Source organism: Roseibium sp. M-1, from assembly GCF_054515675.1.
The window spans coordinates 5,113,600-5,133,211 of the sequence record NZ_CM137257.1; the positions used below are offsets into that span (position 1 = coordinate 5,113,600).

At 60.8% G+C, this 19,612-nt stretch carries 16 protein-coding genes; 7 read left to right on the forward strand and 9 right to left on the reverse strand.

The window, feature by feature from the left end:
- Nucleotides 1-63: 63 nt before the first annotated feature.
- Nucleotides 64-2,073, reverse strand: a complete 2,010-nt coding sequence (locus ACX3M4_RS23205; protein WP_459355335.1) for a putative bifunctional diguanylate cyclase/phosphodiesterase — start codon at nt 2,071-2,073, stop codon at nt 64-66.
- A gap of 686 nt (nt 2,074-2,759) precedes the next feature.
- Between ACX3M4_RS23205 and ACX3M4_RS23210 the strand changes: the two genes are divergently transcribed.
- On the forward strand, nt 2,760-3,428 hold the full coding sequence (locus ACX3M4_RS23210) for a GntR family transcriptional regulator (protein ID WP_459355336.1): 669 nt from the start codon (nt 2,760-2,762) through the stop codon (nt 3,426-3,428).
- Between the two features lie 75 nt (nt 3,429-3,503).
- Here ACX3M4_RS23210 and ACX3M4_RS23215 read toward each other — a convergent pair whose 3' ends face one another.
- On the reverse strand, nt 3,504-4,547 hold the full coding sequence (locus ACX3M4_RS23215) for a LacI family DNA-binding transcriptional regulator (RefSeq protein ID WP_459355337.1): 1,044 nt from the start codon (nt 4,545-4,547) through the stop codon (nt 3,504-3,506).
- 250 nt (nt 4,548-4,797) lie between these two features.
- On the opposite strand from ACX3M4_RS23215, the gene ACX3M4_RS23220 reads away from it, so the two are divergent.
- The 4 genes from ACX3M4_RS23220 (at nt 4,798) to ACX3M4_RS23235 (ending at nt 9,825) form a co-directional block, all read left to right on the forward strand.
- Nucleotides 4,798-6,165, forward strand: a complete 1,368-nt coding sequence (locus ACX3M4_RS23220) for an ABC transporter substrate-binding protein (protein WP_459355338.1) — start codon at nt 4,798-4,800, stop codon at nt 6,163-6,165.
- Between the two features lie 148 nt (nt 6,166-6,313).
- Nucleotides 6,314-7,555, forward strand: coding sequence for a carbohydrate ABC transporter permease (locus ACX3M4_RS23225; RefSeq protein WP_459355339.1), 1,242 nt, complete (start codon nt 6,314-6,316; stop codon nt 7,553-7,555).
- On the forward strand, nt 7,555-8,700 hold the full coding sequence (locus ACX3M4_RS23230; protein WP_459355340.1) for a carbohydrate ABC transporter permease: 1,146 nt from the start codon (nt 7,555-7,557) through the stop codon (nt 8,698-8,700). Before ACX3M4_RS23225 ends, ACX3M4_RS23230 begins: the two co-directional genes overlap by 1 nt.
- Before the next feature lie 33 nt (nt 8,701-8,733).
- Entirely contained in the window at nt 8,734-9,825 is a 1,092-nt protein-coding gene (locus ACX3M4_RS23235) for an ABC transporter ATP-binding protein (RefSeq protein WP_459355341.1), read from the forward strand.
- A 387-nt stretch (nt 9,826-10,212) separates the two neighbouring features.
- Here the strand turns inward: ACX3M4_RS23235 and ACX3M4_RS23240 are convergent, their stop codons facing one another.
- Genes ACX3M4_RS23240 through ACX3M4_RS23260 form a run of 5 tightly spaced genes read right to left on the reverse strand, consistent with a single transcriptional unit; the run spans nt 10,213 to nt 14,810 of the window.
- A complete protein-coding gene (locus ACX3M4_RS23240) occupies nt 10,213-10,764 on the reverse strand; it encodes a copper chaperone PCu(A)C (RefSeq protein ID WP_459355342.1) in 552 nt (183 codons plus the stop codon).
- A 27-nt stretch (nt 10,765-10,791) separates the two neighbouring features.
- Nucleotides 10,792-12,114 carry an ABC transporter permease gene (locus ACX3M4_RS23245; protein WP_459355343.1) on the reverse strand — a complete coding sequence of 441 codons (1,323 nt, stop codon included), beginning with the start codon at nt 12,112-12,114 and terminating at the stop codon, nt 10,792-10,794.
- Nucleotides 12,107-12,787, reverse strand: coding sequence for an ABC transporter ATP-binding protein (locus ACX3M4_RS23250; protein WP_459355344.1), 681 nt, complete (start codon nt 12,785-12,787; stop codon nt 12,107-12,109). Before ACX3M4_RS23250 ends, ACX3M4_RS23245 begins: the two co-directional genes overlap by 8 nt.
- A 5-nt stretch (nt 12,788-12,792) precedes the next feature.
- Nucleotides 12,793-13,263 carry a hypothetical protein gene (locus ACX3M4_RS23255; RefSeq protein WP_459355345.1) on the reverse strand — a complete coding sequence of 157 codons (471 nt, stop codon included), beginning with the start codon at nt 13,261-13,263 and terminating at the stop codon, nt 12,793-12,795.
- A gap of 56 nt (nt 13,264-13,319) precedes the next feature.
- Nucleotides 13,320-14,810 (reverse strand): alkaline phosphatase, encoded by a 1,491-nt coding sequence (locus ACX3M4_RS23260; protein WP_459355346.1) that lies wholly within the window; start codon nt 14,808-14,810, stop codon nt 13,320-13,322.
- A 453-nt stretch (nt 14,811-15,263) separates the two neighbouring features.
- Here ACX3M4_RS23260 and ACX3M4_RS23265 point away from each other — a divergent pair, with 453 nt between their 5' ends.
- Nucleotides 15,264-16,070, forward strand: a complete 807-nt coding sequence (locus ACX3M4_RS23265) for a DeoR/GlpR family DNA-binding transcription regulator (protein ID WP_459355347.1) — start codon at nt 15,264-15,266, stop codon at nt 16,068-16,070.
- 357 nt (nt 16,071-16,427) lie between these two features.
- A complete protein-coding gene (locus ACX3M4_RS23270; protein WP_459355348.1) occupies nt 16,428-17,336 on the forward strand; it encodes a sugar kinase in 909 nt (302 codons plus the stop codon).
- 378 nt (nt 17,337-17,714) lie between these two features.
- Here ACX3M4_RS23270 and iolB read toward each other — a convergent pair whose 3' ends face one another.
- Nucleotides 17,715-18,518, reverse strand: a complete 804-nt coding sequence (gene iolB, locus ACX3M4_RS23275; RefSeq protein ID WP_459355349.1) for a 5-deoxy-glucuronate isomerase — start codon at nt 18,516-18,518, stop codon at nt 17,715-17,717.
- A complete protein-coding gene (gene iolE, locus ACX3M4_RS23280) occupies nt 18,515-19,411 on the reverse strand; it encodes a myo-inosose-2 dehydratase (protein WP_459355350.1) in 897 nt (298 codons plus the stop codon). Before iolE ends, iolB begins: the two co-directional genes overlap by 4 nt.
- Nucleotides 19,412-19,612 lie beyond the last annotated feature (201 nt).

Here is a 19,612-nt window from a genome sequence, read left to right on the forward strand (position 1 = left end):
CTTATACTGATATTTATAACAGTGTATAATTAGGAAATTCTTTCAGTAAATGCAGAATCTGCGCTAGCTTCCTGTTTGATCGAGGTTAACAGGCCGCTTCTTGATCTGTGAGGGAAGCAAATGTTTGCCGAAGAAAAAGCCTTGAACCTGCAGGCAACCGGCTTCCTGCAGGAACTGCAACTGCCGTTCCGTTTCGACACCTTCAGCGATTACTGGAATGCCGAAGCTGTGTCCGAGCAAGATCGCAGAACGCAGGATCGCCCGCGCATGAGGATTGGTTTCGAGCGATTGGGTGAACGCCCTGTCGACCTTGATCTTGTCGAACGGAAAGGCCTGCAACGTATTGAGCGAGGAGTAACCCTTGCCGAAATCGTCCATGGCCACCCTGACGCCCATCTTGCGCAGTGAAAGAATTGACTCGTGCACCCGTTCATGGTCCTCGATGGGTGTCGATTCCGTAAGTTCGATTTCCAGCCTTTCGGCCGGCAGTCCGGTCTTCATCAAAACGGTGGAGACAAGTCCGACAAAATCGCTGCGCGAGAATTGCAGCGGCGAGGCGTTGACGGATAAGGAGACCGGCTCTTCCCAGTCCGCGGCTTCGGCGCAAGCTGCTTCCAGAACCCAGTTGCCGATGTCGAGGATGATGCCGGAACGTTCGGCAATCGGGATGAAATCCTCCGGTGCGATCGGTCCTTTTTCCGCATGCCGCCAGCGCACCAGTGCCTCGTAGCCGACGAGTTCGCCGGTCTTGGTCAGGTTCTGCTTCTGGAACACCAGATTGAGCTGGTTTTCAAAGGCTGCGTTGCGCAGGTCCGCGGCCAGGCTTGCCTCCCAGCGGTTGGATTCCTCCATGCCGGTCACATAGGGCTGGATCAGATTGCCGCCGATGGATTTCGCCTGCTTTGCTGCAAGATTGGCCCGTTGCACCAGCTTGTTGAGATCGCCACCGTCGCGCGGAAAGACGGCCAGCCCGATGCTGGAGCGGATGGAGAGGCGGTAGGAATGCCATTGTACCGGCCGGCGCGCGAGCGAGCGTACCAGGCGGGCGAACTCGACGGCGTCGTCGAGCGAGTCGAGCGACGGATTGATGATCAGGAACTCATCCCCATAGAAGCGCGAGATAAAGATGTGATCGGCGAGATTGGCCTGCAGCGTATCGGCCATGGTGCAAAGGACCGTATCGCCGACCTCGTAGCCATGCAGGTCGTTGATGACCTTGAACTGGTCGAGGCTGATCAGGACGACGGCGCAGGCCTTGCCTTCCAGTTCCGCCTTCTTGAGGATGTCACCGGCCACCTTCTGCACATAGTGCCGGTTCGGCAGGCGGGTGAGCGAATCCTGCAGGGCAAGGTGCTGGTAAGCACGCCGGGCGGCATTCTTTCGATAACGGTCGAGCAGGCTTCCCGTGGCGGCGAAGAGCGTACAGAGACCGAATACGGTCAGTGCGAACAGCACCATGTACCGGCCGGGCAAAAGCTCCGCTTCCCGCGGAAAGCTGACATGCTTGTCCGGAACGGAAGGGGAGGACAGGTGAATGGCGAGTGCTGCAAGGAACAGGAACAGCGTTGCGCTGAAGAGTGCGCGCCGCGATTGCAGTTGCGGTACGAAGCTCATCGCAATGGCGCCGAGGCAGGTGCCCAGAAGCAGTGACCAAAGACGGTAGGATCCGGTGCCGTCCACGCCGTGGCCGCCGGCATGGGCCATTGTGATGGTGAAGCCGAGTGCCGCAACGGTCAGGCCGAAGATGATCCCGCCCAGTTCCGGCGCCAGGCGAATGCTGCGGCGCAGGGCGAGGAAATACCCGCCGAGAAGGCCCGCAAACGCAATGGCCAGGGCAAAGAGCGTCACTTCCAGCCGGAATCCGGCTGCCGCTGCAAGAGGACCGGCGGCATGTGCCGTGACGAGAGCCGCCCAGATTGCAGAGGCACCGACAAGCGACGACCATACAAGCCAGACGGTTCTGGCGGGGCTGGCGTCCCGCTGAATTTTCGAAAGAAGAAAAAGCGAAAAGGCGGAGCCCAGGAGGCAAACGGCAGCCGCAAGTGACAGCAGAACATAATTGTTCCCAGTCAACAATCCTGCTGCCGCACCTTCCATAAAAGCCCCCACGAACGGATGCTTTCATAAAAGCTCAAAAAGCATAACAAACGGTATTTATTGAGGAAATAAGTGAAATTGTTCCGGATTTTTAGCAATACTGGTGTAATTGCGCATAACAACTTTACGTTCGCGGCTGTCGACTACTGTGATTTTTGACCGGAGCGTGTCCCGGACCAGGCAGCCCAGATCCTCCGGCGGCTGCCCGCTGTCCGATATCGGATTTGTATGTGTCTGTTTCATCGCCTCATAGGTACTCCGAATCCAGCCGGGCGGAGAGGGGGGCGCAACGGCTGGTCTCCGACGCGTTGCGGTCCGGCTCCCCGGGGCGGAAACCGGTGTGTGCCCGCAAGGGGTGACTTTATGGCATCGTCATTTTCGACAATATTTTTTTCTCAACAAAGAAATCCATATTCGCCTTTAAATTCAAGGCAAAGAACCGGGCGGGGCGCTTCACTGGCTGCGCTGGTGTCCTGAAGGAACGCCATTGGATAAAATTCTATCGATATAATTATCAATACGGCATTGAATTGCTTTCAAAAAAGAGCGGCCGCGCCGGGGGGGAGCCTTCCGGCGAACCAGGAGCCGTGCCGGCCTCGCTTGAGCGCGCGGGACAATGCAACTGCTTGAGACACAGGTCAGGAAACTGGGTGCAGCCCGCAATGTCATCGAAAGCAAAATCCACGCGTGTCGACAACGCCTATGACCGATTGAAGGCCGAAATACTGAATGGTGAATTGCCGCCGGGGTTCCAGGCGCCCGAACCGGATATTGCCAGCAGGCTCGGCATGAGCAGGACCCCGGTGCGCGAGGCGCTGATCCGCCTGGAGGCGGACGGGCTGGTGGATCTCGTGCCACGCCGCGGCGCCAAGGTGCTTCCTGTGTCACGGCAGGATATTTGCGAAATCTACCAGATCCTGTCGGCGCTTGAAGCACTTGCGGCCGAAACGGCCTGCCGCAAGGCGGCAGCGGGCGTGCTTGGCGAGCTTGGCGAGGTTCTCGACCGGTCCGACGCGGTGCTGGAGGAAGGCAAGATCGAGGCCTGGGCCGTGCTGGATGACCGCTTTCACCGGCTGATGGCCAAGGCCAGCGGCAATCTGCGCCTGGAAGCGGAAATCTCCGGGTTTCTCGATCAGGTCTACCGGGCCAACACGGTGCTCTTGCGTCTGAACCGTGCGCCCGCCTCCAATGCGGCCGACCATCGGGCGCTTTGGGAGGCGATCCGGGCGAAGGACGCGGAAACCGCAGGCGCAATTGCCCGGCGCCACCGCCTGAACGGGCTCGGCAAAATGAAAGATCTCCTGGAAAGCTGCGGCCTCACGCACGTCTAGGCGGCACATGTGCCCGCTGTTTCCGGCAGCTGCCTGGATGTGAGCTCTCACCAAGTGGTGCTGAGCGCTGGCGTATTAGCGCGGCGCGGTGCTGGCGGGGCCGGTTGACTGGCCGATGATCAGCTCGGCATCGAGATGAAGCGAGGCCGGTTTGCTGAGCGGATCGGCGATCATGTTCAGGAGCAATTCCGCCGCCTTTTCACCGGCATACCGCACAGAAGACCGGGTACAGGTGAAGATCGGCACCTCGCCGCTGTTGGGCAGGAACGACAGCGCGTCGTCATGGGTGATGATCGAGACGTCTTTGCCGGTTCTCAGGCCGCGCTGACCGACTGCGCGGGCGACGCCGATTGCGGTGATCATCGAGGAAACCAGGAACGCGGACGGCGGATTGTCGCCCCCGAGCATCTCCATGGCATTGTCACAACCATAGGGTTCGGTCATGTCGGCGCTGCGCATCAGGGCCGGGTCCGCCGCAAATCCTCTGGCTGCGAGCGCATCTTCAAAGCCGCGCCGGCGGCGGCGGGCGAAATCCATGTGTTCCAGACCGTTGAGCAGGGCGATCCGCGTATGGCCGAGATCGAGCAGCAGATTTGCCGCCCGTTCGAAGGCCCGGCGGTTGTTCATGTCGATCCAGGAAGTTTCCTCCTCGGCGCCGGGAATGCGGCCGTGTACGACAAAGGGAAGGTTGAGTTCCTTCAGGAGCTTGTGCCGTGTCTCCTCGTTGGCCGGGCCATGTATGATGACGCCGTCCGCTTTCTTGCGCGAGGCGATCTGCCTGTAGGCGTCCTCCTCATGGGCATCGTCGACGACCGAGATGATCATGTCGTAACCGTGCTTTGAATAGGTCTCGCCGGCCCCGGCTATGAACTCCAGGAAGATCGGGTTCATCATCTCGTGAATGGAGCGCGGTATGACATGGCCGATGGCCATGGCCCGTCCGGTGGCGAGGCGCCGTGCCTGGCTGTTGGGAGCGTAGCCCAATTTCTCGGCCATCTCGCTGACGCGCTTGCGGGTTTCCTCGCTGACTTCGGGGTAGCCGTTCAAGGCGCGGCTGACCGTTGTCTGCGACAGGTTCAGCCGCTGCGACAGCTCCTTCAGGTTCACGCCATTGCTCATTCCAACCCAAAACGCTTTGAAAGCGTTCCTCCCAACATGCTGTTATTGAAACGCAACATTAATTCGCGAGTTGTCCGCTTGACAAGACCGAAGCGCGAAGACATGGTGAGGGCGAAATCCAAAGCGGTTTGGATGAAGGGTTCTGGTAGAATTGCCTAACCTGCAGCCCGGGTGGGTATTGCTGCCAGGTGGTGAGGTGTGCCACTTTAAATAGAGAGTCCCGGCATAGGGACAATCTGGGAGGATAGACATGAAACTTGGTTTGAAGGCCTGTACGGCCGTTCTTGCGCTGAGCGTCGCGTTCGGCGGCGGCGCAGCCGCAGCCGCTGATCTGAAATTCGCCCCGGGTGAAGGCCCGTTCAACTGGGACAGCTACAACGAGTGGGCCAAGTCCGCGCCTGACCTCAAGGGGCAGACGGTGACCATTGCCGGTCCGTGGCTGCAGCCGGAAGACGGCTACTTCCGCAACGTGCTGGCCTATTTCTCCGAAGCCACCGGTGCCGAAGTCATCTATACCGGCTCGGATTCCTTCGAACAGCAGATCGTCATCGATGCCGAAGCAGGCGCTGCGCCGAACATCGCCGTCTTCCCACAGCCGGGCCTGGCTTCCGACATGGCCAAGCGCGGTCTCCTGACACCGCTGCCCGCCGAAATGGGTGAATGGATCGCCAACAATTACGGCGCCGGCGAAAGCTGGGTCGATCTTGGCACCTACAAGGACAAGGATGGCACGGATCAGCTTTACGGCTTCTTCTATAACGTCAACGTCAAGAGCCTTGTCTGGTATGTGCCGGAAAACTTCGAGGACGCGGGCTATGAAGTTCCGGAGTCCATGGAGGACCTGAAGGCGCTGACCGAGCAGATCGTCGCCGATGGCGAAACCCCGTGGTGCATTGGTCTGGGGTCCGGTGCTGCGACCGGCTGGCCGGCAACCGACTGGGTCGAGGACCTGATGCTGCGCACCCAGCCGGCGGATGTCTACGACAAGTGGACCACCAACGAAATTCCGTTCGATGATGAGCGAGTCGTTGCCGCGATCGAGGAATTCGGCTGGTTCGCCCGTGACGATGCCAAGGTCGCCGGCGGTGCGGGCACCGTAGCCTCCACCGACTTCCGCGACAGCCCGAAAGGCCTCTTCTCCTCACCACCGCAGTGCTATCTGCACCGCCAGGCTTCTTTCGTTCCAGCCTTCTTCCCGGATGGCGTCGAATTCGGCACGGATGTCGACTTCTTCTACTTCCCCGCCTACGCGGACAAGGATCTCGGCAGCCCGGTTCTGGGTGGCGGCACGCTGATGGCGATCACCAACCCGTCCGATGCCACCAGCGAGCTGATGAAGTTCTTCGAACTGCCGCTCGCCCATGAAGTGATGATGGCCCAGACCGGCTTCCTCACCCCGCACAAGGGTGCGAACCCTGCGGCCTACAAGGACGACACCCTGCGCGGCCAGGGCGAGATCCTCGTAAATGCCAGCACCTTCCGCTTCGACGGTTCCGACCTGATGCCGGGCGGCGTCGGCGCGGGCACCTTCTGGACCGGCATGGTCGACTATACCGGCGGCAAGGACGCCAAGGCGGTCGCCGGGGAAATCCAGAAAAGCTGGGACGCCCTCAAGTAATCCTCCAGGCGGCCGGTTTCCTTCGGGAGGCCGGCCGTTTTTCTGAAGGATCGGCGTAAGTACCCAAAAACAAAAAATAAAGTTCCTCGATACTGGAAGCTTCCGGCCTTCCGGGAGTTCCCGTGATCACGAATGGGAGGGAACAGCCATGCTTTCGGGCAATCCGGCACTATTGGGCCTGGTCACCATCGTCGGCGGCGTTGGGGCGTGCCTACTGTATTTCTTCTTGTCGAATGTCATTCTGGACAAGTTCATCTTCCCGGCACAGGGACCGAACGCGGGACGGAACATCAACCGGGCCAATCTTGTGCGGCCGTGGCTGTTCCTGTTTCCGGCACTCTTCGCTCTGACGCTCTATCTTGCCTATCCCGTCTTCGAGACCTTGCGCCTGTCGCTGACCGACCGTTCCCTAGGCGGTGCGTTTGTCGGCCTCGACAATTACCGCCAGATGATGAACGAGTCGAAGTTCTGGGAAGCCGTGCGCAACAACATGCTCTGGCTGATCGTCGTGCCTGCGGCTGCCACCGCGTTCGGCCTGCTGGTCGCCCAGCTCACGGACCGTATCCGGTGGGGTAACCTTGCCAAGTCGCTGATCTTCATGCCGATGGCGATCTCCTTCGTCGGCGCATCGGTTATCTTCAAGCTGATCTACGACACCCGCGCGGCGGATCAGAACCAGATCGGCGTGCTCAATGCCGTCTGGCTGAAATTCGACGGTGGGATCGGCTCTATCCTGTTTCTGCAGGTGCTGCCGACGATCATCCTTTTGGCATTTGCGGGCATTGTCGCCTGGGTTGGTTGGATCTTCGTACGCGGCATCGTCGCCAAGGGCGAGGACAAGTCGCTCTGGCTGCTTCCGCTTCGTCTGCTGGTGGCTTTCGGCGGAATCTGGCTGATCTGGGTGTCGCTGAGCTCCGCCGTCAACGTCTGGATCACAGAGGTGCCTTACGGCGAGCCGCAAACCTGGCTGACATTGCCGCTATGGAACAACTTCTTCCTGATGGTGGTGCTGATCTGGATCCAGACCGGCTTTGCCATGGTGATCCTGTCGGCCGCTCTCCGCGGCATTCCGGAAGAGACGGTCGAGGCCGCCATTATCGACGGCGCCAACCCGTTCCAGATCTTCTTCAAGATCAAGGTGCCGCAGATCATGGGTACCATTGTCGTGGTCTGGACCACGATCACGCTGACCGTTCTCAAGGTCTTCGACATCGTCTTTGCAATGACCAACGGCCAGTGGGAGACCCAGGTTCTGGCGAACTACATGTACGACAAATTGTTCCGCGCCAATGACTGGGGCGTCGGTTCGGCAAGCGCCATCATCATCATGCTGCTGGTGACGCCGATCCTCGTCTGGAACGTCTACAATGCCCGCAAGGAGATGAAGTGATGGCCAGTATTGCTGGGAAAAAATCCGGCCTGACCTGGGCCGTGCAACTTTCCGTCGCCGCGCTTGTGCTTTTGTGGCTGTTCCCGACGGTGGGCCTCTTCGTCTCGTCCTTCCGCACTGCGGACCAGATCTCCAGTTCCGGCTGGTGGGCTGCACTGTTTCCGGCGGAACAGAACGAGGTCTACCGGACGGCCGATCCGGACAAGAGGGTTGCCGACGGAGACATGTTCACCGTCAGCGGCAACATCTTTGAAGGAAACCCGCGCGACATCCGCTCCTGGGGCGTTTCCTCGCGCGACGTCTCCGCCTACCAGCCCGGCGACACAGCGGATATGGGCGACGGCGAAAGCCTGACGCTCCAGGCCGACGGGTCCTATGTCTGGAAGGGCAACGACAAGCAGATTTCCGGCCGTGGTCAGCGTGTCTTCGTTACTGCCACGGTGCCGCCTGATTTTACTCTGGAAAACTACGGCACCATCCTCTTTTCCGGCACTGGACAGGACAACATGGGCAAGGCGTTCTTCAACACGCTGACGGTTACCATCCCGGCAACGATCATCCCGATCGTCATCGCGGCGTTTGCGGCCTATGCGCTCGCCTGGATGGAGTTTCCGGGCCGCGCCCTGCTGATCGCCGCCGTCGTGGCGCTGCTCGTCGTGCCGCTGCAGCTGGCGCTCATTCCGCTTCTGCGGCTGCATCTCGCCGTCGGTATCGGCAAGGGTTACATGGGGGTGTGGCTTGCCCACACGGCCTTCGGCATGCCGCTCGCGGTCTATCTCCTGCGCAACTACATGGTCGGCCTGCCGCGGGACATCATCGAGAATGCCAAGGTGGACGGCGCGACGGACTTCCAGATCTTCACGAGGATCATCCTGCCGCTCAGCTTTCCGGCGCTGGCCTCTTTCGCGATCTTCCAGTTCCTGTGGACCTGGAACGATCTTCTGGTGGCCAAGGTGTTCCTGATCGATGCGACCGGGTCCACCACCGTGATGACCAACCAGATCGTCGAGCTGCTCGGCACGCGCGGCGGCAACTGGGAGATCCTGGCGACAGCCGCCTTCGTCTCCATTGCCGTACCGCTCTTCGTCTTCTTCGCGATGCAGCGCTATCTCGTGCGCGGCCTGCTGGCCGGGTCGGTCAAATAACATGAAAAAATTCAAGAATTGGGAGCAGCCGGCATGACTTCGTTGTCCCTGAAGAATGTCTCCAAGTCCTACGGAACCGTCGAGGTTCTCAGAAACATCAACCTGGAAATCCAGACAGGCGAGCTGATCGTCTTCGTCGGCCCGTCGGGCTGCGGAAAGTCGACGCTGCTGCGCATGATCGCCGGCCTTGAAAAGATCACCGGCGGCACGCTGGAGATCGACGGCATGGTCGTCAACGACGTGCCGCCGGCACAGCGCGGCATCGCCATGGTGTTCCAGTCCTATGCGCTTTATCCGCACATGACCGTTTACGACAACATGGCCTTCGCGCTGAAACTTGCCGGCAAGTCGCGGGACGAGATCGACAAGGCGGTGCGGGCCGCGGCCGACCGGCTGCAGTTGACCCAGTATCTCGACCGGCTTCCGAAGGCGCTGTCCGGCGGCCAGCGCCAGCGTGTCGCCATCGGCCGCTCCATCGTCCGCGATCCGAAGGTGTTCCTCTTCGACGAACCGCTCTCCAACCTCGACGCGGCCTTGCGCGTTGCCACGCGCATCGAGATCGCGCAGTTGAAGGACAGCATGCCGGACAGCACCATGGTCTACGTCACCCACGATCAGGTGGAGGCGATGACCCTGGCGAGCCGCATCGTGGTGCTGCATGGCGGCGATGTGGAGCAGTTCGGCGCACCGCTCGAACTCTATGAACGTCCGGCCAACACCTTCGTCGCCCAGTTCATCGGCTCGCCGGCCATGAACCTGATCGAGGCGAAGGTGACGGCGACCGGCGCGAAGACATCTGTCCAGATGGCAGACGGCGGCCATGCCGACGTGCCGATCGCATCCGAGGCCGGCGACCAGGGCGCTACGGTCAAGCTCGGCGTGCGGCCGGAGGACCTGACGGTTACCACCGGTGAGGACTTCCTGGTCTCCGCTGAAGTAGAACTGGTGGAAGCGCTCGGGGAAACGACCGTGCTCTATTTCAAGTCCAGGAACGGAGCAGCGGCGCTCATCGCCAAGCTGCCGGGAATCCATCGGATCGAGAAAGGCACCACCATCCGCCTGACGGCTGCTTCGGAAAAGCTGCATCTCTTCGATGGGGCAGGCAAGTCGTTCCTGTACCGGTAACGTGTAGCAGATAGGCCGTATCCCTTGCGGCCTCTCCGCCGGCCCGACCCCATTCCTCCCTTGCGGGCAGGGCAGTCGTATTTGGAATTGGCATGCAGATAACAAGAGGAGTCACCCGGGCGAGCAACGCGAGACCCGGGGGCCACCCGCTTCCAGAGAGCTCGCGTGGTGGCCACTTCTTCATGAAACCTTGCGTGCTTCGGCAAGCGGTTCTGTGAGTAGGTCCCGGATCTGCGCTTCGCTTGTCCGGCGTGACGCTGTGGAAGTGATCGGTCAAACGCACTGAATAAGGATCTCATCCAAATGCGATTGCCCTGCCCATTGGGGGAGGGTTAGGGGTGGGAGTAACAGTCTTGCTGCGAATGTCGGTCGTTGTCGCCCGGCTGCTCAATGCTGATGCCCGGCGTGGCTGTGCCGCGTGGCGTCGGCAGCCTCCACCTGGACCTGCATGTCAAAATGGCCGAAATCGAATTCGATCTCGATTTCGAAGTCCTCCCCCTGCTGAAAAGTCCGCTTCAATCCGTTGAGACGGAGCGCCAGGCCGTTCGGGGTCAGAAGCAGCTCCTTGCCCGGCTGAATGGGAACCGGCGGCAAGGCGTCGTAGCCCGGCTCGCCGTCCTTCAGCACAAATCCGACCAGCTCGACACTGCGGGCCGCGTCCGTATGGCCGCCGAGAAGCTTCACCGCCTGGTCCGAGTTGTTGTCGATGTCGACAAAGACCAGCGCTGTGCCGCCGGACGTCGCCTGGATCCAGGCGTGCACGGCGTGGACGCCTTCAGCACTGCCTTCATGATCGCCATGGTCATGACCCTCTTCGGACTGCGCGTCATGATGAGCACTGTGATCCTGGCCGTCCCCGGAAGAAGGGTGTGTTTCCGCAGCAAGTGACGGGCCGGCATGTGTGAGAAGAAGCGTCAGCAGAAGGGCACAGAGGCGCATCGGGGAAGTCCTTGAGCTTTATGAAAATCAGGCTCGCAAATCTGTAATGATATTACGTGACGTCGCCATGAAGGCAGGCAGCAGGGCGAGTAGAACCGTCAGGCTGACAAACGCCGCGATCAGATGGTATTCGGGCCAGCTCAGGCTTGCCGTGACCAGAATATCCGTGCGCCGTGTCACTTCCGCAGAGATGGCGCCGGCCGCAATCCAGCCGACTGCCAGGCCCGCCAGCGATCCGGTGACGATGAGTGTTGCGGCATAGGACCAGACGACGGCAAGGACGAAGCGCCCGGGTGCGCCGAGCGCCCGCAGCAAAGCCAGGCGGCGGGCAAAAAGACGGGCAAGGACAATCAGGCCCGTGAGAACGCCGGCAGTCACCAGCACCTGGGTCAGGACAGCCATCACCGACATGATCTGCCGGACGTCTCCCATCAGTGCATGGAGCTGGGCAAGAACCGCACCGGGGAAAAAGGCCATCGTGTCGGCGCGGGTGAATTCCGAGCGCAGCGCATAGTTTGCCCAGAGTTCGTCGGCGCGCACGAGGATTGCCGGCGTTCCGGGAAAATAGTCCGCGTCGAAAGGCGGTCCGATCTGATCCATGCGCTCCGGCGCGTGACCGTTGCTCAGGCCATGCACCTGCCAGACGCTTTCCACCGGTACCAGGATGGCCCGGTCCCAGGGACTGCCGGTCGGGGGCATCTGTCCGACGATGGTCAGGTCATGCCCGGCATGGGCATCTTCTTCCGAGGCGTCGCCGATACCGTGGGCAGGCTCGAAGCTGGCACCGATCTCAAGATCCACCAATGCACCGGCAACGGCTTCGTTTGTCCGGGCAAACATCCGGCCTTGAGAAAGCGGGCCGGCGAGATGGCTGACAAAATCTGCCGTGGTGCCGACGACGGGAGAGTTCTGGTAACTGTCGCCAAAGGCGATGGGGGCGGCCAAGGCGACATCGTCGTGACGGGCGATCTCGTCAAAGACCGAGCCGCTCAGCAGCGGCACGTCGCTCGGCTGCAGATAGACGGCCGCGAACATCATGGTGATTTCGCTGCCTGGAGCCGCGACGATCAGGTCGAATTTTTCCGCCGCCCGGGCGGTGCCTTTCCGGAGCCCGCGTTCCTGGGCAACGAGACCGACGCCGATGCCGACGGAAACGGCAATCAGCAGCACGAAGGTGAGGTTGGTCCAGCGGTAGCGCCACAAAAGCGCGCCAACCAGCGCAGCGGGCCGGAAGCCAAGCAGGACGGCAAGGCCGGTCGCAAGCGCCGGCAGCAGCAGGAAGACCAATACAAGCAGGTCCTGGGTCAATGGCGAGAGATCAAGCCAGAGATCAGTTAAAGCCTCAGGCACGATCGGCCTCCGTCAGCAGGCGGCCGTCGGCAAGCTCGATCACCCGGTCCATATGGTCCAGCAGATGCGTGTCATGGCTGACGACGATCAGCGTTTTCCGCTCGGTACGGGTGAGGGTGATCAGGTCCGCGATCAATGCGTCGGCGGTTGCCCTGTCGAGGCTGGCGGTCGGTTCGTCCGCCAGGATGATCTCCGGATTGCCGGCGAGTGCCCGTGCAATTGCCGTTCGCTGACGCTCGCCGCCGGAGAAGCTGTCGACGGTGCGGGCTTCCCGGGGAACGCCGAGCCGCGACAGCAAGGCGCCGGCGGTCGACCGGATGGATTTGCGTTCCTTTGCGGGGGCAAAGGCGGTGGCAAGCGCCGCGTTGCCAAGTGCGCTCAGTTCCTCGAACAGCAGGAAATCCTGGAAGACCAGGCCGATGTAATCGCGGCGGAAGGCTGCGCGGGCGCTGCCGGAAAGGGCGGCAAGATCGGTGCCGCCCCACAGAACGCGGCCACTGACGGCCGATTGAAGTCCGGCAAGCGCATAAAGCAAGGTCGACTTTCCGGCGCCGGACGGGCCGCGCAGTCCGACCGTTTCGCCGGGCTCTGCGCTGAACCGGTCTACGGTCAGCAGGGCACGGCCGCGCGGTGACCTGACGGTCAGGTTTTCAACCAGGAGCGAAAGCGCCACTTCCGTCAGACCCTTTCATAGACGGCGTTAGTCAGCCGCACGAGGCTGACGAAACCCGTCTCCGGATCCTTGAAACTGCCGAGTTCCAGAATACCCTTCGTGACGATGCGGCTGTTGAAGGAAACGACCTCGACAATGCGCTTGGTGTAGACGGCAAGAATATCTTCCGGCCAGTCGGCTTCGGTCTCGCAGAACGGGCAAACCGCCATCGGACGATTTGTCAGGACAAAGAAATCGGATTCGGCCTTCAGCGGAGGGGCCATGAAACCTTCCACGGCCACGCGCCCGCCTTCCAGCGCCTTGGCAATGTCCGTATAGCTGCCGTCCTTGCGATAGAAATCGCGTGCCCGGAGAATGTCCTGGGCGAAAGCGCGGTCGCCGGCAAGGAGTGTTGTGGCGAGGCTGCCGAGAAGGAGCTGCCTGCGGTTCATGAGAAGGGTCCGTTCGTTGTTGGCGTTCACGGTGGAAAGGCTCATGAAAGCGAAAGAAGGCCCGCGCGATCGCGGGCCTTCGGTCTGGGGTGGCCCTGGTCTTACTTGGCGTTGGCGGCGTGGTTCATGACGTGGAAGATATAGTTCTGCTCGATGACGCCATCGAACAGGTGTGCCCACGGGCCGCTTGCGAACACGGCAACGTCTTCACCCGAATGGGTCTCGGAGGACATCGGGATCAGCGCCTGCTGCAGGTAGTCCTTGTCGGTCGCCTGCTCTTCCGTCAGATCCGGGCGGCTGCCGGTCCAGTCCTGGTCTTCGGTCAGGACGGAGCCTGCACCGTTCAGGAAACCTGCGACAGTGTAGACCTTGCCGTCGGCGCTGGTGTTCGGCTTGCCGTTATGGGCAACGCCGGCTTCGTCCTCTGCCATGCACAGGCCCAGGATGTTGGAGCCGCGGCCGCAATAGCCGTTGAAGGCAATCGCGTGTTCATGGTCGGCGGTGACGATGATCAGCGTTTCCGACGGATCGGTCATCTCGACAGCCTTGGCGATGGCATCGGCAAAGGCTTTGCCGTCGGTCACGGTCCGGTAGAGGTTGCCGTCATGGTTGGCGTGGTCGACGCGGCCACCTTCGACGGACATGTAGAAGCCGTTTTCGTTCTGGCTCAGTGCCTTGATCGTGGCTTCGGTCATTTCAGCCAGGGACGGCTCGCCGCTGCGGTCGGCTTCATACTTCATGTGACTGGATTCGAACAGGCCGAGGACCGGGGCATTGTTGCCGGTGGTCAGGGCGGCAAAGTCTTCGTCGCCGAACACGACCTGGGCACCCAGTGCCTGGGCTTCCTCGACGAGGTTGCGGCCGTCGGTGCGCTTGCCGGTCTTGCCTTCAACGTCGGTGACTTCGGCCGGCAGGAAGTGACGGCGGCCGCCGCCCATGGCGACGTCGATCACGCCGGACTGCATCTGGTCGAACAGCTGTTCGGCAATGTCCTTCTGACCGCAGCCCTCCGGCAGCAGCGAGTTGTCTTCCCAGTCGCGGTTCACGGTGCGGGCATAGACGGCAGCCGGGGTTGCGTGGGTGATGCGGGCGGTGGAGATCACACCGACGGACTTGCCCATGCCGGAGACAACTTCGGCGAAGGTCTTGGTGCCGGCTTCAGCGCCAGCAGCACAGTCGCTGACATTGACGGTGTCGAGCACGTTGATCATGCCGTTCTTGGTCTTGATGCCGGAATTCATCGCGGCGGCGGTCGGAGCGGAGTCCGGGGTCTGGCCGTTGGAGGAATAGGTCTTGACCAGAGCGGAATGCGGGAAGGCTTCGTGCGGCTGGACGTAGTCGTCGCCGAGGCCGCCGGCCTGCTGGCCGGAGAAGAGACGGATGGCATAGTTGGTGCCGACACCGTTGCCGTCCGCGGTGAACAGGATGATGTTCTTGGCGCGGTTGGTGTTCGGTGTCCGTGCGACCATTTCCTCGATCTTGGCCTGGGCGTCGGTGAACCACTTGCTGCCGGCCTGCGGCAGGGCATCTTGTGCGAGGGCGGCGGAACCGGTCAGGGCCAGTGCCAGCGAAGTGCAGATGATCGTTTTCATAACGTCTCCCGATGAAGTGGGTGAATCCCGCACGCTACTTAGAAATGCTGCATGACAATTGATTGACAGCTGGATGACGAACTGAATTTGTTATTTTATTACATAACGTTAGTGGGAATTCTGCTTCCGCCGGAGCCTGGGTTGAGCAAAATGCCGCCATGCTGTGTAAACCGCGTCTCCTTCGTTGGTTAGATGTTAGCCGTGCAAGAAGAACCGGCCCAAGCGACGCGCGGAAACGAAATTTCCTGCCGGAAAAAATTTATGGAAACCAGCAGGTGCTGCTCGGCTTAAACGACGAAGGGACAACAACGTTGGAATTGTCATATCATTTTCATATGAACGTCGAATAAGGTTCATATGAAAATGATCTATGCGCTTTAATGTGAGGCTTTTTCGAAGCGGCAGGATGCCTTAGAAAAAATGGCCTTCGGCGTGCGCCGGAGGAGGGGGACGATGACGGATCAGAATTACATGCTGGGTCAGATCGAAGTTTCAAAACGTCAGGCCGAAATCGCGGATCTCGTGCAAAAATCAGGATTTGCCTCCGTCGAGGACCTTGCCGAACGGTTCGAGGTAACCACCCAGACCATCCGCCGGGACGTCAACGGCCTGTGCGAACTCGGTATCCTGCGCCGGACACATGGCGGGGTCGAACCACCCGCACCTGCTTCCAACATCCATTACTCCACCCGCCAGATCCTCAACCTGCCGGAAAAGCAGCAGATTGCGAAACTGGTCGCTGGCCATGTCGAGAACAATCTGTCGCTGGCCTTTTCCATCGGCACCACGCCTGAGATCGTCATGCAGGCGCTGGTCGGACACGACAAGCTGGCCGTCTTCACCAACAATCTCAACGTTGCCTTCACCGCCTCGGTCAATTCCTCCTTCCAGGTCACCATCGCCGGGGGGCGCCTCCGTCACGGCGATCGCGACGTGCTCGGCTCTGCCGCACAAGCCTTTTTCGCCAACTACAAGGTCGATATCGGGGTCTTCGGTGTGGCGGGCGTTGACGAGGACGGCACGCTGCTGGACTTTCACGAGGACGAAGTGGCGGCCCGGCAATCGATCCTCGCCAATTGCCGCAAGTCGTTTCTCGTGCTCGATCACAGCAAGTTCGGCCGCAGCGCTCATGTGCGTGGCGGACAGCTGGGCGATGTCGATGCAATCTTTACAGATAGACCGCTGCCGCCGGATTTCCTCGCCAGCCTGGAAGGAACCAGCACCGAAGTGTTTGTCGCAGCAGAGAGCAGCGGGGACTGATCCGGCGAGTGTTGTGGACCTATACCTCTGCGTCACCCCGGGCAAGCGCAGCGCAGACCCGGGGCCTACTCGCATCGCCGCTTGCAGAGGCTGGTGAAATTCTTTCGGACAGGACCGTCACGCATTCCCTCTGGAAATGAGTAGGCCCCGGGTCTCCCTTCGGTCGCCCGGGGTGACCCCAGTGCTGGTTGCCTGTCTTTGCCAAATACAATTATCCCTCCAAACCGCTTTGGCCTTGGAGATTAGACTTTGTGCCTCTTTTGAATGCAAGGCGTTCTATGCTAATGGATTTAAATCCCGGATTTCTGCGGGATTTTCGTCCTTAGTTTTTAATTGGAATCGCCCAGGGAGCCGCTTATGCCGTCCAAGTTTCTCGCCATTGGCGAATGTATGGTTGAAATGGCTCCGACCGGGTCCGGCACCTATGCGATGGGATTTGCCGGCGACACGCTGAACACGGCCTGGTATGCGCGCAAATGCCTGCCGTCGGACTGGACAGTCGGCTATTACACCGCCGTCGGCCAGGATCAGGTCTCGCAGCAGATGCTGACCTTCCTCAACGGGTCGGACCTCGACACCAGTGCCATTCAGCAGCGCGACGACCGAACCGTTGGCCTCTACCTGATCCAGTTGAAGAATGGCGAGCGCAGTTTCGCCTATTGGCGCTCCCAGTCGGCCGCCCGCTGCCTGGCATCGGATCGTTCGCATCTTGAAGCAGCACTTGCCGGTGCGGGGCTCATCTATTTCAGTGGCATTACCCTTGCAATCCTGCCGCCTGAAGACCGGACAGCCTTCATGGACGCCCTGCGCGCGGCGCGCAGCAAAGGGGCAAAGGTGGCCTTCGATCCAAATCTCCGGCCACGCCTGTGGGAAGACGCGGAGACTATGCGGGCGGTTGTCACCAGAGCGGCCGGCTGCTGCAACTTCGTGATGCCGTCCTTCGAGGACGAGCTCGCCCATTTCGGCGACGCGACGCCTGAAATCAGTGCCGACCGCTATCTTGCGGCGGGTGCCGGCATGGTGGTGGTGAAAAATGGGCCCGAAGAGGTCATCTGCGCCGATGCCGCGACACGGCAGGCCTTCCAGCCGGCCCCTGTCAGCGGCATCGTCGACACGACGGCGGCCGGCGACAGTTTCAACGCGGCCTTTCTGTCCGAGTTTCTCACCAGCGGCGATATTCCGGCAAGCGTCGATGCGGGGGCAAGCCTTGCCGGCAAGGTCATCCGTCATCGCGGTGCGCTGGTTGCCTCTCTTGAGGCTGCCTAGGCATCAGACCGGGTGCAAGCGCAACACCCAGCTCATTGACCTCAGCATCACCGGAGCACAGATCTTCGACATGCCGGGCCTGCCGGTCGGCGAGAAGATGGTCCCGGAGTTCCACGACGGCACGGTTCTGCATGGCAAGGTCGTGTGCCGACAGGAGCCCTTTTTTGTTATGCGACAATCCTCTCCTTCGTCATCCCGGCCAAGCGGAGCGCGAGCCGGGACCGGGGAGCCGAGACGCCCTTCTGGAGCAAGTTTTCACAATCGCGGTGGCTCCCCGGTCCCGGATCTTCGCTTCGCTGCGTCCGGGATGACGGTGGAGAGGATTGCCGCTTCCCAAATTAATAGGCGCCAACTGGCGCTCTTTGTCTGTCCGGTTGTTCAGCCGGCATCCCTTTGCGCGATCCAGTCATGGTCCGGATGGTTCTGGAAACGCCATTTCCGCAAGGGGCCGGCCATGACGTTGAGATAATACATCTCGTAGCCATAGGGAGCGCCGCAGGGATGATGGCCCTTGGGGACCAGCACCACGTCGCCATCCGCGACAGCCATGGTCTCGTCCAGCTCGCCGTCTTCGGTAAAGACGCGCTGGAAGCCGAAACCCTGTTTCGGGTTGAGGCGGTGATAATAGGTCTCTTCCAGATAGGTCATGTCCGGAAAATTGTCTTCGTCGTGCCGGTGCGGCGGATAGGAGGACCAGTTGCCCTGCGGTGTGTAGACCTCGGTCACCAGAAGGCTGTCGGCGATGTCGCTTTCTTCCATGGCAATCGGGTGGATGTAGCGGGTGTTGGCGCCCTTGCCACGGGTCACCTGGCCGATATCGGTGATGACACGGGTCTTGTGATTGCCCTTGCCGGGTGCGGTACAGACGGCGAGCACGCAATCTGTCGTCGCGGTTGCCGACCAGGTCGAGCCGTTCGGCACATAGACGCAATGGGGTTTGATGCGCTCGAAGACGCTCATGCGTTCCCCGAGTTCGCCAAGGCTTTCGTCGCCCGCTGAAACCGCGGCCTTGCCTTCCACCAGAACAAGGATGACTTCCCTGTCGCCGGTTTCTTCCGATACCGATTGGCCGGCTTCCAGGTGATAAAGCCCGAAGCCGACATAGCCCCAATTGGCGCTTTCGGGGGTGATGTCATGCACCTTGCCGGACGTGCCGGACGGTTTGACGAGAAGATGGCTCATGTCAGATCCAGGTCCTTTGCGAGTGTCTTCAGGGTCTTGAGCCCGAGGCTCTGATACTGGAAAGGATTGCGGACTTCCGGATCCTGCTCGGCCTCGATGACGATCCAGCCCTCGTAGCCTTTATCCTTCAGGATCTTGAGCAGCGGCTTGAAGTCGACGCCGCCTTCCTCGTCGCCCGGCACGGTGAAGACGCCGGCGCGGACGCCGTCCATGAAGGATTTCTTGTCGTCGCGGATTTCCTTCATCACGGCCGGGCGCACGTTCTTGGCGTGGAAGTGCTTCACGCGGTCCGCATACTTTTCAAGCACTGGCGCGGGATCGCGGCCATTGCCGCCGAAATAGCAGTGGCCGGCATCGAAGAGCAGCTTGGTTGCCGGCCCGGTCGCAGCCATGAAGGCGTCGATCTCTTCCGGCGTTTCAACAACCGTACCCATGTGATGGTGATAGACGAGGTCGACGCCCTGGCTCGCACAGAAGGCGGCCAGCTCTTCAACCTTGGCACCGAAGGCCTTCATGTCCTCGTCACTCAGGACAGGGCTGGTGTTGATGTCGGTCTGGGAACCCTGGATGGTGTTCGAGGTCTCGCAGGTGATGCAGACCTTGCAGCCATTGTGCTTCAATTTGTCCAGATGCGGCTGGATGGCCTTCTTTTCGTCCTCGACCGATTGCGCCAGCAGATTGAGCGAATACCAGCCGGAAATGAACTTCAGGCCATGGCTGCCGAGCAGCTGCTTCAGCGCTTCCGGTTCATCCGGCCAGCGGTGGCCGTTCTCGATGCCGTCGAAGCCGATTTCAGACGCTTCGGAAAGGATCTGTCCGGTCGGGATATGCGCGCCGAGGGTCTGGTCGTCGTCGTTGGCCCATGCAATCGGGTTGGTGCCGTATAGGATCATCTGTGTCGTCCTGGTCCGCAGAAGCGGGAATTGGGTTCGGGTGTGTCTTACATGCCGACCTCATCCTGAGGAGCGAGCTCGCTCGCGTCTCGAAGGATGGGCCGCTTGCTCGGAGGTCGCCGCCCATCCTTCGAGACGGACCTGACGGTCCTCCTCAGGATGAGGGTTTGGGGAGGAGAGGTGAAAGCGCTGATGTGCCGT